This window comes from Lysinibacillus sp. FSL L8-0126 (assembly GCF_038630385.1).
GTDB lineage: Bacteria > Bacillota > Bacilli > Bacillales_A > Planococcaceae > Lysinibacillus > Lysinibacillus fusiformis_D.
Map to the genome: position 1 here is coordinate 2,616,425 of NZ_CP152028.1, position 15,444 is coordinate 2,631,868.

The 15,444-nt window shown below is 38.8% G+C and carries 17 protein-coding genes; 9 read left to right on the top strand and 8 right to left on the bottom strand.

Annotated features, from left to right (window positions below):
• The first annotated feature begins 32 nt into the window (after positions 1–32).
• The 4 genes from menB to MHI34_RS12960 all read left to right on the top strand — a co-directional run bounded on the left by menB (position 33) and on the right by MHI34_RS12960 (position 4,209).
• The gene (menB, locus tag MHI34_RS12945; RefSeq protein ID WP_036123154.1) at positions 33–851 is read left to right on the top strand and encodes a 1,4-dihydroxy-2-naphthoyl-CoA synthase; all 819 of its coding nucleotides are present in this window, start codon (positions 33–35) and stop codon (positions 849–851) included.
• Positions 852–921: 70 nt separating this feature from the next.
• Positions 922–1,119 (top strand): hypothetical protein, encoded by a 198-nt coding sequence (locus MHI34_RS12950; RefSeq protein WP_342503513.1) that lies wholly within the window; start codon positions 922–924, stop codon positions 1,117–1,119.
• Positions 1,120–1,429: 310 nt separating this feature from the next.
• Positions 1,430–2,854: an o-succinylbenzoate--CoA ligase gene (locus MHI34_RS12955; protein WP_342503514.1), complete on the top strand. Its 1,425-nt coding sequence runs from the start codon at positions 1,430–1,432 to the stop codon at positions 2,852–2,854.
• A 131-nt stretch (positions 2,855–2,985) separates the two neighbouring features.
• Positions 2,986–4,209 (top strand): transglutaminase domain-containing protein, encoded by a 1,224-nt coding sequence (locus MHI34_RS12960; protein ID WP_271910752.1) that lies wholly within the window; start codon positions 2,986–2,988, stop codon positions 4,207–4,209.
• On the opposite strand, the gene MHI34_RS12965 is transcribed toward MHI34_RS12960, so the two are convergent.
• The 4 genes from MHI34_RS12965 to ytzI form a co-directional block, all read right to left on the bottom strand.
• Positions 4,206–5,267 (bottom strand): zinc ABC transporter substrate-binding protein, encoded by a 1,062-nt coding sequence (locus MHI34_RS12965; RefSeq protein WP_089934515.1) that lies wholly within the window; start codon positions 5,265–5,267, stop codon positions 4,206–4,208. The genes MHI34_RS12960 and MHI34_RS12965 overlap by 4 nt on opposite strands.
• A 109-nt stretch (positions 5,268–5,376) precedes the next feature.
• Complete coding sequence (gene yidD / locus MHI34_RS12970) at positions 5,377–5,610, bottom strand: membrane protein insertion efficiency factor YidD (protein WP_036123166.1); 234 nt, start codon at positions 5,608–5,610, stop codon at positions 5,377–5,379.
• Entirely contained in the window at positions 5,607–5,768 is a 162-nt protein-coding gene (locus MHI34_RS12975; protein ID WP_180957787.1) for a hypothetical protein, read from the bottom strand. Before MHI34_RS12975 ends, yidD begins: the two co-directional genes overlap by 4 nt.
• Positions 5,769–5,798: 30 nt before the next feature.
• Positions 5,799–5,945: a YtzI protein gene (gene ytzI, locus MHI34_RS12980; protein ID WP_094029263.1), complete on the bottom strand. Its 147-nt coding sequence runs from the start codon at positions 5,943–5,945 to the stop codon at positions 5,799–5,801.
• A 137-nt stretch (positions 5,946–6,082) separates the two neighbouring features.
• Between ytzI and MHI34_RS12985 the strand changes: the two genes are divergently transcribed.
• Positions 6,083–6,400 (top strand): hypothetical protein, encoded by a 318-nt coding sequence (locus MHI34_RS12985; protein ID WP_016992524.1) that lies wholly within the window; start codon positions 6,083–6,085, stop codon positions 6,398–6,400.
• A gap of 403 nt (positions 6,401–6,803) precedes the next feature.
• Here the strand turns inward: MHI34_RS12985 and MHI34_RS12990 are convergent, their stop codons facing one another.
• From MHI34_RS12990 to MHI34_RS13005, 4 genes are all read right to left on the bottom strand, one after another.
• Entirely contained in the window at positions 6,804–7,475 is a 672-nt protein-coding gene (locus MHI34_RS12990) for an AroM family protein (RefSeq protein ID WP_342503515.1), read from the bottom strand.
• Positions 7,476–7,480: 5 nt separating this feature from the next.
• Positions 7,481–8,623, bottom strand: coding sequence for an amidohydrolase (locus tag MHI34_RS12995; protein ID WP_342503516.1), 1,143 nt, complete (start codon positions 8,621–8,623; stop codon positions 7,481–7,483).
• A complete protein-coding gene (locus tag MHI34_RS13000) occupies positions 8,620–9,690 on the bottom strand; it encodes an amidohydrolase family protein (RefSeq protein ID WP_036118719.1) in 1,071 nt (356 codons plus the stop codon). Before MHI34_RS13000 ends, MHI34_RS12995 begins: the two co-directional genes overlap by 4 nt.
• A 62-nt stretch (positions 9,691–9,752) precedes the next feature.
• Positions 9,753–11,354 carry an ABC transporter substrate-binding protein gene (locus MHI34_RS13005; RefSeq protein ID WP_089934507.1) on the bottom strand — a complete coding sequence of 534 codons (1,602 nt, stop codon included), beginning with the start codon at positions 11,352–11,354 and terminating at the stop codon, positions 9,753–9,755.
• 216 nt (positions 11,355–11,570) lie between these two features.
• On the opposite strand from MHI34_RS13005, the gene MHI34_RS13010 reads away from it, so the two are divergent.
• From MHI34_RS13010 to MHI34_RS13025, 4 genes are read left to right on the top strand one after another with little or no spacing between them, the layout of a single operon-like run.
• On the top strand, positions 11,571–12,533 hold the full coding sequence (locus tag MHI34_RS13010) for an ABC transporter permease (RefSeq protein WP_036118726.1): 963 nt from the start codon (positions 11,571–11,573) through the stop codon (positions 12,531–12,533).
• Positions 12,534–12,535: 2 nt separating this feature from the next.
• A complete protein-coding gene (locus MHI34_RS13015) occupies positions 12,536–13,402 on the top strand; it encodes an ABC transporter permease (protein ID WP_058845041.1) in 867 nt (288 codons plus the stop codon).
• Between the two features lie 17 nt (positions 13,403–13,419).
• Positions 13,420–14,442 (top strand): ABC transporter ATP-binding protein, encoded by a 1,023-nt coding sequence (locus tag MHI34_RS13020; RefSeq protein ID WP_036118732.1) that lies wholly within the window; start codon positions 13,420–13,422, stop codon positions 14,440–14,442.
• The gene (locus tag MHI34_RS13025; RefSeq protein WP_036118734.1) at positions 14,426–15,433 is read left to right on the top strand and encodes a dipeptide ABC transporter ATP-binding protein; all 1,008 of its coding nucleotides are present in this window, start codon (positions 14,426–14,428) and stop codon (positions 15,431–15,433) included. The genes MHI34_RS13020 and MHI34_RS13025 overlap by 17 nt, the downstream gene beginning before the upstream one ends.
• Positions 15,434–15,444: the final 11 nt, after the last annotated feature.

Genomic DNA, 15,444 nt, shown 5'->3' on the forward strand with positions numbered 1-15,444 from the left:
GAGACGAATTTATTGATATAGGAGGCAATTCAATGACACGTCAATGGACTACATTACATACTTATGAAGACATTAAGTATGAGTTCTATAACGGTATCGCAAAAATTACGATTAACCGTCCAGAAGTGCGCAATGCATTCCGCCCGAAAACGGTAATGGAAATGATTGACGCATTCTCACGTGCACGCGATGACAAAAATATCGGTGTGATTATTTTAACTGGTGAAGGTGAACATGCTTTCTGCTCAGGCGGAGATCAAAAAGTTCGCGGTCATGGTGGCTACGTAGGCGATGATGAAATCCCACGTCTAAACGTTCTTGATTTACAACGTTTAATTCGTGTAATCCCAAAACCTGTAGTGGCAATGGTTGCAGGCTATGCAATTGGTGGAGGACATGTTTTACATGTTGTCTGTGACTTAACAATTGCTGCTGACAATGCCCGTTTTGGACAAACTGGACCAAAAGTAGGTTCATTTGATGCTGGTTACGGCTCAGGCTATCTTGCTCGTATTATTGGACATAAAAAGGCACGTGAAATTTGGTACCTTTGCCGTCAATACGATGCACAACAAGCACTTGATATGGGCTTAGTCAATACAGTTGTTCCTTATGAGCAATTAGAAGATGAAACCGTTCAATGGTGTGAAGAAATGCTACAAATGTCACCAACTGCACTACGCTTCTTAAAAGCAGCGATGAATGCAGATACTGACGGCTTAGCAGGTCTTCAACAAATGGCTGGTGACGCTACACTTCTTTACTACACTACAGATGAAGCAAAAGAAGGTCGCGACGCATTCAAAGAAAAACGTCAACCAGACTTTGGTCAATTCCCAAGATTCCCTTGATGACGAAAGGGTGTAAAGCTCGTATCTTTTTGGAGATATGAGCTTTTTGTATGCATGCAGGAGGAGTTTGGTGGATAGAACGCTCAAATTGGATGATAAAATGCAAAAAGAGGTTGATAAAACATCAAAAGTGTTGGATAGAACTCAAAATGTGGGGGATAGAGTAGTACTTATAATAAGAGCGATGGATAGAACGCTCAAATTGATGGATAAAAGGCACAAAGTGTTGGATAGAACTCAAAATGTGAGGGATAGAGTAGTACTTTGAAAAAGAGAGGTGGATAGAACGCTCAAATTGATGGATAAAATGCACAAAGTGTTGGATAGAACTCAAGATGTGAGGGATAGAGTAGTACTTTGAAAAAGAGAGGTGGATAGAACGCTCAAATTGATGGATAAAATGCACAAAGTGTTGGATAGAACTCAAGATGTGGGGGATAGAGTAGTACTTTGAAAAAGAGAGAAGGAGAGAGCGATTAGCGGAACAGATAGACATACAAAAGGGCGAGAAAGACCATTGACTAATAGACAAAGTTGATGGGAAAGCGTTAAGATGTAGGGTGATTGGAGTGACAAAGATGTATCCAAATTGGATTTTACAACGAGCCTATTTAACACCATTACGGAAGGCATTGGCTTATAAAAAACAAAGCTGGACTTTTCAGGAACTACAGGATTTATCTATAAAACGTGCCCGACAATTAGTGGCACTCGGTATTCAACGGGGAGACCGAATTGCGATTATGGGGCCAAGTAAGCCTGAACTAGTTATTGTGATGTATGCTTGTATGCATTTACAATGTGAGATGGTGATGCTTAATCGTAGACTATCACAGGATGAACTGGCTTATCAGCTAGAGGATTCAGGAGCGGTGTGCGTGTTAATTGCAGATGAGGATATAGAAAAGTTGCCACCTGAAACAGGTCATCATTTATTTTCAACGATTGAAGAGGGGGTTGAGCGCACCGTAGATATTGAAAAGGAGTGGCCTTTACATCAAACTACAACGATCATGTATACATCGGGTACTACTGGCTTTCCAAAGGGAGTTCGCCAAACGGTTGGGAATCATCAGGCGAGTGCGACTGCCTCTGTTTTAAACATTGGACTACAGGCTCATGATGTTTGGTTATGTGCTGTACCATTATTCCATATTAGTGGATTTTCAATATTAGTACGTTCACTGCTGTATGGCAATCAGGTTGTTTTATACGATCAATTTGATGTAGAGGCTATCTCACAACATATTATAGTTGGGGAAGTAACTCATATGTCTGTTGTAGCAGTGACATTGGAACGGATTCTACATACGTTAGAGCAGCATAATACGAAAGCTTCGCCACACTTTAAGTTGATGTTAGCTGGAGGTGGGCCAGTGCCCGTTGATTATTTAGTGAGAGCACATGCGTTAAACTTAGCTGTCGCGCAAACCTATGGCATGACAGAAACTTCCTCACAAACAGCTACATTGGCAAGTGAAGATGCCATGCGAAAAATTGGTTCTGCTGGCAAGCCTTTATTTTTTAATCAAATAAAGATTGCGCAGCCCAATGCGAAAGGTGAGGGAGAAATTTGTATTCGAGGGCCTCATGTTACTCCTGGCTATATTGGACGTTTTGCACAAAAAGATGCAACGATGGATGGCTGGCTGCATACGGGTGATATTGGTTATATCGATAAGGAAGGTTATTTATTCGTCATTGATCGTAGAGCAGATTTAATTATTTCAGGGGGAGAAAATATTTATCCTGCAGAAATAGAAAATGTGTTACTCACACATCCTGCTGTCAAAGAAGCGGGGGTATGTGGTGTGGCAGATGAGCAATGGGGACAGGTTCCGATTGCCTTTATCGTGTTACATGAGCAGGCATCTGTTGAGCAGCTCCAAGCCTTTTGTTTACAGAAACTTGCTAAATATAAAGTACCTAAAGAAATTATTATTACAGACAGTCTTCCGCGAAATGGTGCGGATAAATTGCTGAGACGAAAATTATTACAATAAAAAATTTGTGAAAGAAGTCTTCTTAAAATGAAGGCTTCTTTTTTATTCGCACTTTTAGCATGAAATTAATCATTCATTAACATAATAAAAAATGAGAGGCATAAACTAGTTAGTAAAGGAGAATGACTCATATGAGGAAATATATATATAATGTTGTCATTATAGTATTTGTTCTACAAATGAGTCATGTGCAAGTATTTGCAAACGATGAAAAAGATAATGTAGCAACTGCTCATTCAATTGAAACACTACAATCTCTCATTAATAAAGAAGTTACGCAGCTATCTTCGGAATTTTCCATTCGCTATACTGGTGACATAACTGAAATAAAAGATGGACTAACAGACATTACAAAAACTGCGATTCAAAACTCTTATATTTATACTAATATTTCTAGCTTTAAATGGAAGTACGATGGTTATAACAATAATATTGTCATTGCATTTGCCTTTACCTATCATATTTCCCCAACAGAGGAAGCATTTGTAGGGCAAACTTTGGCGAATATTATTGCACCCATGCATGGATTAAGTGACATAGAAAAACTGCAGGCTGCACATGATTTTATTGTTTTAACTGCGGAATACTCCAAAGAAACAGAAGGAAGTCAATATTCCCCTTACACGTTACTAACAGAAAATAAGGGAGTTTGTCAGGCATATGCTTTAGTGCTTTATCGAATGTTAGAAATGTTGGGCTTTGAGGTACAATATGTGCCAGGAAAAGTGGGTGAACAGCTCCATGCTTGGGTATTAGTAAAGTTGGATCGTGATTGGTATCATATTGATGTCACTTGGGATGATCCATTGCCGGATCGTAAGGGAGAAGTACGCTATCAATATTTTTTAGTGTCGGATCGTCAATTAGCACAGGATCATACTTGGGACTACGCAAGTTTTCCTGCTGCAACAAGCGAGAAGTATACGGAGATGCTAGAAGAAACGAAAATACAGAGTGTAACAATGCCTTTACAAGCTAGCTTTACTGAAAATAAAGGAATCTCTATTATTGGAGAAAATAAGCTTTCAGTACAACAATTAGTGGAACAGCCGACAAAGCTTATTGCACAAAAAACAAATGATCCAAACACTTTAGTTCAGTTTGACTTTACTGAATGGACACCAATGTTAGTGGGAAGTATGTCCGTTTTTATTGCGATTCAGCCAAAAGTGATGCAGGATAAGGAACTAAAAACAACAAAATGCCGACCATCTTTTTATCGAACGGGGAAACGCATGCCACAAGAAAAATACGTCATAATAAAGGAGGTGTCCCATTCGTCGGGGCACCTCCTTACTCATAATATGTTGGTTTACACTGGCTTAATCTCTACTTATTGGCTCTTACTTGATTAATGTGCGTTTAACGCTTTTTCTAGTGTTTGAATATTTTTTTGCATCAAGGTGAAGTAGGTTTCTTTATTTTTTTCATCGTCAGCTGTTAATACACTTAAATTATGCAGGACAAGAGATTCTGCGCCAACTTCTTTTTGAATAACCTCTGCTAATTTAGAAGAAACATTTTGTTCAAATAAAATATAGTGAATATGCAATTCATTTGCTTTATCAACGATTTTTGTTAATTCTTTTTGAGATGGCTCATTTTGTGAATTTAAGCCGGCAATTGGCACTTGTGTAAAACCATATTGACCTGCAATATAGCCAAAGGCAGCATGTGATACAAAGAATGTTTTATTTGGTGCTTTGTCAGCCATTGCTTTGAAGTCATTATCCAAATCCTGCAGTTCTTTTACTAGTGCTTCATAATTCTCATTAAAAGTCGATTCTTGAGCAGGCATTTTTTCAACTAGTGTATTTTTAATAGCAAGTGCTAAATCCTGACTAATTGTAGGAGATAACCAAACATGTGGGTCGATATCGCCATGTTCATGCTCATCATGTCCGTGCTCATCAGCTTCATGATCGTGCTCTCCCTCTGTGGCAGCGTGATCGTGCTCATGATCGTGCTCTTCCTCTGTGGCAGCGTGATTATGCTCGTCATGCTCATCTTCTGCATGAACATGGCCTGTGCTGATAGCTAATTTTTCATCTGAAACTGTGTCAGCAGTTGCCACCATCGTGACATCTTCGTTTGCTAAAGTCTTTTTAGCGTTTTCGACAAAGCCTTCCAGTCCTAAGCCAATATAGAAGAAGATATTTGCATCTGCTAATTTCATCATATCTTTTTGAGTGGGTTCAAATGTATGCTCGTTCGCACCAGCTGGGTAAATAGAAGATACTTCAACAAAATCGCCACCAATGCGCTGTGCAAAATAGCTTAACGGATAAACCGTTGTATAGATGCTTAACGTATCCTTGTCATCAGACTTTTGGGAAGTGGAAGATTTGTCTCCACAAGCAGCAGTGAATAAGGCAAGGACTGCGACTAACAATAATAAATACAATTTTTTCATATAATCAGATACCTCTCTTAAATAGTAATCATTACGATTTATTTTTTAGAACAGTTATTATAATAACGCACAACTTAAAAAAGTACAAGAAAAAAATGCCCTCCGAAAGTTAATTCTTTTTCGAAGGCCATTTTTCAGGCACAGGATCAAAGCCACCAGGATGAAACGGATGACACTTCGATATACGTGTAATGGTTAAGATGGAGCCTTTCAATGCTCCATGCTTTTGAAAAGCTTCTAGCCCGTAAGAAGAACAAGTAGGATGGAAACGGCAAGTTGGTGGCGTCATAGGTGAAATGAATTTTCTATAAAACTGAATGAGCCAAATAAAGGGGTATTTCATCGTTGTTCTTCCTCTTGCTGAGACGTCATTTGTTCAGGCTTCGGATCAATAGTTTGTGTAAAGATATGATTTTTTTTCTTCAAAATAATAATGACAGAAAGACCAAACATTAGCATCATCATGGCAATCATAATGATAATTGGTAAAGGTACACCCATTGCTTTCACTCCAAATTCAATAAATTATGATTAGTTATCCTCTTGATGATAGCTTTGCTGTGGTTTTTCATCAATAGTATGTTTAAAGGCATAGGCACGGTTGACACTGATAATCGTCGCAATAGTGATAAAGATAACAATGATAACTGCGACTATTAAGAGCGTAGTTAAACTCATAGTATTCACTCCGTTCTTTGTTCATCATACCTATTATAAATTATGTGGTTCTATTAATTGTGAAGGAAGTTTGACATTAAAGCGAATAAAACAACTCCGTTCTCTCCATACTATGGAAAAAGGAGTGAATCATAAAGATGGATCGTCAGCGCGTATATTTTTCACTTGCCAATAGAACCTATTATACAAATCCTTATGCTGGGCCGTGGAATTTTGAACTGAATGTAGATCGACAGGCATTAGATGTATTTGAGAGAATCTTTCAGCAAATGCAGCTGCTAGAAATTTCAAATGCATGGCGTGCACAATTACCGTATATACAGTATCACTTAGACAGGGAAAATGATGAAATCGATAAGCGATTAATGAAAATTTATGCACTCGTTCATGAATATGGGGATGATGACACAAAGGCATTTGTTGAGCAGCTTCCTTATTTCAATAAACGTGTCTAGCGGAACGGGAAAAGGGCACTGCATCGGCAATGCCCTTTTTCATAGTGTTGAAAAACAAAATCATCCATAGAATTGATGTTAAAGGTGAAAATGGATTTCCATGGCAGGCTACTTGCTTTCCTGTTGGCGAGCCGCTTCGTGTAAGGACGCTCGCCCACGGGAGTCTACTAGCCTTCCAATCCATAAAAATATTTCTTTTTAGCAAGGTTTTCAAATAAAGTGAGGGTATTCACTACTCTTTATGGAGGGGTGCTGTCACTCATCACTTCTCCACATGGTTGATGAGACCCTGTGAGTGAAGCGGCTCATCGGGCATTCCCTGGAAGGGATGCTGGCGGAACGGAAATCAATCCCTCGCCTTTCAAAATGGTTGTTTCTGCTGTTGACATCACCTTTTTTACCATTAACAAATGGCCTTTAAAATCGTAAATACTGCTTCTCTAGGAACAATGACGGGAATAGTGAGTTGATCTTTAATCATGTTTTTCATTGTTGTGGAATAACCCATACAATCAAGAATGAGCAAATCAGCTCCTTGATATTCTAATAGCTGTGCTTTTGCTAATAAATGTTGTGCATTGAACTGATAGGGTGAGCTAGCTGAAAAGGTGACATCGAACTGTGCTTTTTGCCATTTCTCCGCAACAGTTTGTTGTTGCTCAGGCTCAGGGCCTATTAAACCAAGTGCTAATTCTGTTTGTAACCCTTTCACTAAATATGTCATCATGCGATCAGGTAGTAACAGGTTTTTACATGACAGCTTATTCGTAAAATCTCCTGTACACATAAGCAAAACCCAAGTGAATTCATGTAAATCATCAATGCATGTCTGAATATAGGGCATCAGCTTTTGTTTACTTAGCTTGACTTGTTGTCCATTTGTCAAAAGTGTTACTAAAACATCTGTGTCTTCACTAGAGGGTGAAAGGGAAGTGATTTCGGCTGGAGAGAGTGAATCCAGTACGCCAAACTCATGAACATGTAAACCAGATGCTCTTAATTGCTGAATATCCTCCGCCATATCTTTGCGAGGCGCTTGACCAATTGTGACTACGGCAATTTTTGAATGTTTCAATAAGCTCACTCCGCTTCGTAATATTTTTGTCCATTGACATACGTTTGTAAGACCTTTGCTTCTGTTTCAAAAATAGGGTGTGACCAAACAACAAAATCAGCATTCTTGCCTTCCTCAAGGCTGCCAATGCGGTGATCTAGCTGTACAAGCTTAGCGGCATTTATTGTAATACTTTTTAAGGCGGTGTCCTCATCTAAACCATAGCGAATAGCTTCAGTAGCACAATATTTTAAGTACTGAATTGGTACGAATGGATGGTCTGTCATGATGGCAAATGGGATATTATGCTCTTTAAAAATGGCTGCAATCGCTGGTGTAGAATTACGTGTTTCATATTTAGATGGGGTTAACATATAGGGCCCAAGTGTCGCATGAAAGCCACTGTTCTTTACCGCATCGACTATTAAATAGCCTTCTGTGCAATGCTCTAAATGGAGCTTCACATTAAATTCTTTAGCAATTCTTATAGCTGTCATAATGTCATCTGCTCTGTGACAATGAAGGCGAAGGGGCATGTCACCTCGTAGCACTTCAATGAATGGACGCAACTCTGAATTTTGTTTAATTTGCTCAGCTCGTTGTTGTTCATTCAGTTGACTTGCACGTTGGAAACCATCACGTAAAAGCTGGGCAATGGCCATGCGAGTCATTGGCTTTCGTTTGTATTGATTGCCAAAAACATTCTTTGGATTTTCTCCTAACGCGCCCTTTAAACCGCTTCGTTCTACTAAAACACGAGAGGTAAGAGTGGGCCCTGCTGTTTTAAGAATACTCCAAATGCCCCCAATGACATTGGCACTACCTGGACCAGTTTGTACAGTCGTCACACCGCCTTCTAACGCATGTTGGAAGGAAAAGTGTCGGATATCTACACTATCTAGAGCGTGCATAAGAGGTGTAAAGGGCTCGCTATATTCATTAGCATCATTAATGTCTTCAGTAACCTCTGCCCATGTCCCAACATGGGCGTGAATATCAATTAAGCCTGGTGTGACATAAGCTCCCTGAAGATCGACTAACTCTGCTTGAGGAGGATAATCTTTGGCTGGACCGACATAGACTATACGTCCATCTTCGATCCATAACTGTTCAAAAATATCATTTTGTTCATTGACTGTGAGAAACTTTGCATGATGATAAATAATCATTCTGAGAACCCTTCTTCCCTTGCATAAACTTTTGTTCCTTTAATAAAAGTAGCTACAACCTGTGCATCTAAATTTAATGGATGCTTATCCCATATGACAAAATCAGCTAGAAGGCCATCACGAATAGTGCCAGTTTTATGAGCGATTCCAAGGAAATTAGCAGCTCCTGTTGTTAGTGCATACAGAACATCCTGACGTGTCAGCCCTTCTCTTACAGCTAAGCAACCTTCTAATGTTAGGTGAGAGGTGCTACTAACAGGATGATCCGTACAAAAAACAAACGGAGTATGTTGTTGGGACAACTGGCGGTATAGTTTTGGTGATAATGCCATCATCTCGTTATGCTCGATATATCGAAACGTTGGGCCAGCAATGACCGTATTGAAGGATGTCCCTTGAAGCAGTGAAGCTTCAGTGCCGTGAATAATATGAAAATCAAAAGTAGACTTAAACTCTTGTTGAAGACGGTCAATGAATTCAAGATCCACAGCTTTATGTGCCCGTATGACAATTTTCTTAATTAAAGGTTCTTGCTGCTGAATCTGTTGCAATGTTTCTCTTAAAATTTTGGCAATCCCCATACGGGTTAGTGGCTTTCTCTTTTCAGCGAAAAAAGTGCTTTTTGCTTGGTGTCCAATGGAGAAGGAATAAGCAATATCTTTGGCAATGACCATTTCATCAACCGTTGTATGTGTATGATGAATAATAGCTGTTTTTGCACCGACCAAGCTTTTAGGGGAGGGAACGATATGAGAGGCTGTCACCCCATGGGAGATAGCTTTTTGAAAGGCAGCATCGAATGGATAAATGCCATCAACTACAGAATAGTCCAGATGTGAGTCAAATTCATAGCTATCATCCCCCTCCCAACGAATCCCTATTTCAGCTAAGCCAATTTGTGAACAACTGTCGATAAGGCCAGGTGTAATATAATAGCCATCTAAATCGATGTCTATTTCAGACGTTGTAGAAGATGGAGCAAAGTATTGCCCCTGTACTTGAAATGACTGTTTGTTAAAGCTACGTGTCTCAGAGTTAAAAACAAGTCCATTTATATATCGAGTCATGGGATTAAATCTCTCCTTATGAAGAGAAAAGCGGAGACAAGCATCTCCACTTTTCCAGTTAATTATTTAGAAATGGATACGTTCGTACCGTTTGGATGTACAATTTGTACGGAGTTGTCAGTAGAAACCTCAAAGCCCTGTACTTTTTTGTTTACACCTGCAACGGTTTGTGTTGCTTCTAATTCAATACGCGGAACATCTGCTAAAATCAGTTTTAATGCTTCTTGGTATAATTTAGCACGTTCTTCCTGTACCACTGTTTCAGATACGGCACGTTCTAATAATTTATCTACCTCTGGGTTGCTATAGCCTTTACCATTACCTAACGCACCGATTTGATTTGTGTGGAATAATTGATATAGGAAGAAATAAGGATCTGGATACCAAGTCCAGCCACCAATATTCATTGGAGCGTTCCCTTTTGCAACAGTATCACTGTAAGTACCCCATTCAAGCACTTTAATTTCCACATCAATGTTTAAGTTTTTCTTTAATTGACTTTGGAAAATCGTTGCGTAAGGCACACGTGCTTCTGATACATAAATCTCTGTTTTGAAGCCATCAGGATAACCAGCCTCTGCTAGCAATTTTTTTGCTTCTTCTGGATTATATTTTGGTACTAAATCAACTAATGATTTATCATATCCCCATGAACCTGGTGGTAATGGTAAATAAGAAACATCACCGCCACCCCATTGGTTAACACCAGAAATGATTTCCTCAACATTTGTTGCCATATAAAGTGCCTCGCGAACACGTTTGTCAGCAGTCGGACCAACTTTGTTGTTAAGGTCAAGATAAACAATAGATAAACCTGGATTCGTTAAAAGCTCAAGGTTGCTATCTTGGTTAATAATTTCTCTGTTTTGGCCTTTGACATCCATGGCAATATCTATGTCACCAGAACGTAATGCATTTGTCATCATATTTTGATCGGAGATAAACTTCATGGATAAATTATCAACGTGAGGTTTTTCACCCCAATAATTGTCATGGCGAACTAGTTTTACTTCTTGGTCCTTTTTCCATTCTGTTAACTGGAATGGGCCTGTACCAATGAAGTGTTCTGAGAAGTTATCGCCCCAGCCTTCAACCTCTTCTTTTGGAATAATGATATTTCCTGCATCCGTTAGCATAGCAAGAAGGGCAGCATTCGGTGTAGTTAAGTGAATTTCTATTTCATAATCTGACAACACTTTAACTTCTGTCACACCACTTAAACGATTCATAGCGGATTCTTTGGCGGAGCGCTCTAAAGAATATTTCACATCTTCCGCTGTCATTTCACGGCCATCCTGGTATTGCCCCTTTTGGAATTTCACACCCTCACGTAATTTGAACGTATAGACTAACATATCATCTGACACTTTCCATTCTGTTGCTAAAGAGGGGATGATATCTGATAGATCTTTGTTATAAACAACTAAAGTATCACCCATTTGACGCATAACTTGCGATTCATAAACCCCTGTATATTTGATAGGGTCAAATGTTTTGGCATTGGCTGAAAGACCAATATTTAATTTGCCACCTGAAGTGACTTCTCCATCTTTTTCATTTGAAGAATTACTTTTTTCTGTGTTCCCACCACAAGCTGCTAAAACACCAATTAATAAAGTTAAAAAGAGTAGTAGTAAAGGTTTTTTTACGTTTATCTTCTTCATCTGCATAAGCCTCCTTTATTTTGTTTCACAATATGAACCGTTGATTCAAAAATGATAGGTTCGAATTAAAATTAGCACATTTGTAAACAGAAAGTAAATATAAAATTAAAAAAATTCAGAAAAAATATATTTACAAATAATTATCACATGGTGTAGTATGTGGTTATTCACAATATGAACCACTGATTCTAATAATGAAAAGGAGGTCTTAATAAGATGGGCTCATTTATTTTAAAAAGGTTAGTCAACCTTATCCCGACACTGCTAGTAGTAGGAATCATCGTCTTCATTATTACGCGAATGATTCCAGGTGACCCAGCTTCAGTAATGCTTGGGCCACAAGCCAGTGTGGAAGATGTAGAGAATTTAAGAGAAGAGCTAGGATTAAATAAATCAATGCCTTCGCAATTTATTTCATATGTAGGAGACTTAGCACAGTTAAATTTAGGATATTCCTATTCTTATAGTGAGTCTGTCATCGGACTTATTATAGAAAGATTCCCTAACACAGTGATACTAGCATTGGCAGCCTTGTTTATAGCGGTTGTGGTCGGTATCCCAGCAGGAATATTAGCTGCTAGAAAGCAAAATACAATCATTGATTATATTGTCATGCTTGTATCATTAGTTGGTGTATCCATGCCCATTTTTTGGTTGGGGATCATGCTTGTTTTATTCTTTAGTGTCAATCTTGGTTGGTTCCCAGCCACTGGAATGGGCAACATCAGTGATGGTCTATGGACCTATTTGAAACATTTAATTTTGCCAGCATTTGCATTAGCAACGATTCCAATGGCGACATTTGCACGGATTACCCGTTCAAGCATGTTAGAGGTTATTTCGCAAGATTATATTAAAACAGCTCGTTCTAAAGGCATTAAAGAATATTTAGTGATTGGTAAACATGCCTTTAAAAATGCGCTAACACCTATTTTAACGGTATTAGGGATGCAGATATCCAATTTACTGGGGGGAGCGGTTTTAACAGAAACGATTTTTAGTTGGCCTGGAATGGGGCGACTAATTGTAGATGCCATTGATAAACGTGATTTTGTTGTTGTACAAGGTACTGTTATTTTCATCGCATTTATCTTTGTACTTGTTAACTTAGTAGTGGACGTGCTTTATAAAGTTGTCAATCCTAAGGTCAATTTAGAATCGGATGGAGGGAAAAAATAACAATGACTCAAGCAATCGTCAATGAAACAAGAAAAAGAAATACGTTGTTGCGCAAGTTGCTAAAAAATAAATTAGCGACAATTGGGTTAGTCATTGTCACCTTGATGGCCATTGTTGCAATATTTGCACCATTGATTGCTACCCATCCACCAAATGAAATGATTGTCGGTAAATCATTTTTACCAATGAACACAGAAGGGCATTTGCTAGGAACGGATAATTATGGACGTGATTTGTTTAGTCGTTTAGTTTACGGTACACAAATATCGATGATTGTCGGCATTGCAGCGGTGCTATTTGGAGCTGTGTTTGGAACATTATTAGGGTTAGTGGCAGGGTATTTCGGTGGTCGCATTGATTCGATCATTATGCGTACGATGGATGGTCTTTTTGCATTCCCATTCATTTTACTTGCTATTACACTAATGACGGTATTAGGGCAAGGACTTGTCAACGTTATTGTTGCTATTGGTGTTGCCAACATTCCAGGGTTCGCAAGACTTGTTCGTGGTCAGGTTTTAAGTGTAAAAGAAGAAGAATTCATCGAAGTGACGCATTCTCTAGGTGCTACACATAGTCGAATTATTTTTAGCCATATATTACCGAACTGTTTAGCTCCTTTAATTGTTTATGGAACGATGAGTACAGCGGGCGCTATTATTTCGGAGGCGGCACTGAGCTTTTTAGGATTAGGAGTTCAACCGCCAACAGCTTCGTGGGGTAGTATTTTAAAAGATGGTAAAGATTTTTTAGTATTAAATCCTCAAATGGCGACATTTTCAGGAATCTGTATTTTATTAACAGTTCTTGGTATTAACCTTTTAGGAGATGGATTACGTGATGCGTTAGATCCGAAAATGAAAGTTTAATGGAAGGGGGTGGAGTCATGACTGAACGTTTACTAGATGTAGAAAATTTAACAGTAGAATTTAAAAGTGGCGGCTCTACAATGAAAGCTGTCAATGGAGTAAATTTACAATTAAATAAGAAGGAAACACTAGGGATTGTTGGAGAATCAGGGTCGGGAAAAAGTGTTACAGCCACTGCTCTCATGCGTTTAATTCCATCTCCGCCAGGAAAAATAACGAATGGAAAAATTGACTTTAATGGTCGTGATTTAATTGGCATTTCTGAAAAAGAAATGCGCAATGTGCGAGGTAATGATATTTCAATGATTTTCCAAGATCCTATTACAAGTTTGAATCCTGTATTAACAGTGGGCAATCAAATTATTGAAGTCATCCAAGCACATGAAAAGATCTCGAAGAAAGATGCCGCTATCAAAGCTGTCGATATGTTAAAAATGGTTGGTATTCCCGAGCCAGAGAAACGATTAAAAATGTATCCTCACGAATTTTCAGGAGGCATGCGTCAGCGTGTCATGATTGCTATTGCTCTTGCTTGTAACCCGAAACTACTCATTGCCGATGAGCCAACAACTGCACTGGATGTAACTGTACAAGCTCAAATTCTTGATTTAATGAAAAAATTACAACAAGACCATGATACAGCCATCATTATGATTACACACGATTTAGGTGTGGTTTGGGAGTTATGTGACAAAGTAAATGTTATGTATGCAGGTCGAACAGTTGAGTCGACTACAACAAGACAGCTCTACGAAAAACCTTTACATCCTTATACGTGGGGATTATTAGAGTCTCAAATTACAATGGGCACACAGGAGCAACAAAGATTGCCAGCCATTCCAGGTAGTCCACCGGATTTAACAATGCCACATAGCGGCTGTCACTTTTCATCACGTTGCCCTTTAGCAACAGATATTTGTCGTCATACAGTACCCGACTTAGTGGAAGTGCAGGACAACCATTTTGTAGCCTGCCATTTACAAGCGAAAAATCAAATTGTCGCAAGGAAGGAGGGAATTTTTAATGCAACAGCACAATGAACTTGTTTTAAAGGTAAGTAATTTAAAAAAGCATTTTCCCATTAAAAGTTCAATCCCTTTTAAAAAATCAACACAATTTGTGAAAGCAGTAGATGGCGTCAGTTTTGAATTATATAAGGGCGAAACACTTGGGATTGTAGGTGAATCAGGTTGTGGGAAATCGACGGTTGCTCGTTTAATCAACCAGCTGATTTCTCCAACAGAGGGAATCGTAGAGTTTAAGGGTACGGATTTAGCAAGCTTAAATACAAAGGATATTCGCTCTGCTCGAAAGTCGATACAAATGGTTTTCCAAAATCCATATGCATCACTCGATCCTCGAAAAACGATTGAATATCTCATTGCCGAGCCATTAGTCATCCATGGTATTGGTGATGAAGCATCACGTAAAAAGCGTGTTATTGAATTACTTGAAACAGTAGGATTAAGTGCTTATCATGCAAAGCGCCATCCACATGAATTTTCTGGGGGACAAAGACAACGTATCAATATTGCTCGTGCCCTTGCGCTTAATCCAGATATTGTTGTATGCGATGAACCTGTTTCAGCATTAGATGTTTCTGTACAAGCACAGGTAATCAATCTATTAAAAGACTTACAGAGAGACTTCGGTTTAACATATATTTTTATTTCACATGATTTAAATGTTGTGAATTATATGTGTGATCGGATTGCCGTCATGTACTTGGGTAAAATTGTGGAAATCGGGACATATAAGGAAATTTATGAGAACCCTCAACATCCCTACACACAAGCCTTATTATCGGCAATTCCTAAGGAAAATCCCTTTGATAAAAAGGACCGTATTATTTTATCTGGAGATGTTCCCAGTCCAGTAAATCCACCGAGTGGCTGTGCATTCCACAAGCGTTGTCGTTTTGCTACAGACAAATGTGCAGACGTCCAACCGACACTCGATACTGTGACAGCTACACATCAAGTTTCTTGTCATTTATTTTCGTCGATACAGCAAGAAGTGTCGACGACTTAGAGCAGAAAGTA

Excerpts from the sequence above, each read along its gene's own strand:
- menB (WP_036123154.1), top strand. The coding sequence starts at position 33 with ATGACACGTCAATGGACTACATTACATACTTATGAAGACATTAAGTAT.
- MHI34_RS12955 (WP_342503514.1), top strand. The coding sequence starts at position 1,430 with ATGTATCCAAATTGGATTTTACAACGAGCCTATTTAACACCATTACGG.
- MHI34_RS12960 (WP_271910752.1), top strand. The coding sequence starts at position 2,986 with ATGAGGAAATATATATATAATGTTGTCATTATAGTATTTGTTCTACAA.
- MHI34_RS12965 (WP_089934515.1), bottom strand. The coding sequence starts at position 5,267 with ATGAAAAAATTGTATTTATTATTGTTAGTCGCAGTCCTTGCCTTATTC.
- yidD (WP_036123166.1), bottom strand. The coding sequence starts at position 5,610 with ATGAAATACCCCTTTATTTGGCTCATTCAGTTTTATAGAAAATTCATT.
- MHI34_RS12975 (WP_180957787.1), bottom strand. The coding sequence starts at position 5,768 with ATGGGTGTACCTTTACCAATTATCATTATGATTGCCATGATGATGCTA.
- ytzI (WP_094029263.1), bottom strand. The coding sequence starts at position 5,945 with ATGAGTTTAACTACGCTCTTAATAGTCGCAGTTATCATTGTTATCTTT.
- MHI34_RS12985 (WP_016992524.1), top strand. The coding sequence starts at position 6,083 with ATGGATCGTCAGCGCGTATATTTTTCACTTGCCAATAGAACCTATTAT.
- MHI34_RS12995 (WP_342503516.1), bottom strand. The coding sequence starts at position 8,623 with ATGATTATTTATCATCATGCAAAGTTTCTCACAGTCAATGAACAAAAT.
- MHI34_RS13000 (WP_036118719.1), bottom strand. The coding sequence starts at position 9,690 with ATGACTCGATATATAAATGGACTTGTTTTTAACTCTGAGACACGTAGC.
- MHI34_RS13005 (WP_089934507.1), bottom strand. The coding sequence starts at position 11,354 with ATGAAGAAGATAAACGTAAAAAAACCTTTACTACTACTCTTTTTAACT.
- MHI34_RS13010 (WP_036118726.1), top strand. The coding sequence starts at position 11,571 with ATGGGCTCATTTATTTTAAAAAGGTTAGTCAACCTTATCCCGACACTG.
- MHI34_RS13015 (WP_058845041.1), top strand. The coding sequence starts at position 12,536 with ATGACTCAAGCAATCGTCAATGAAACAAGAAAAAGAAATACGTTGTTG.
- MHI34_RS13020 (WP_036118732.1), top strand. The coding sequence starts at position 13,420 with ATGACTGAACGTTTACTAGATGTAGAAAATTTAACAGTAGAATTTAAA.
- MHI34_RS13025 (WP_036118734.1), top strand. The coding sequence starts at position 14,426 with ATGCAACAGCACAATGAACTTGTTTTAAAGGTAAGTAATTTAAAAAAG.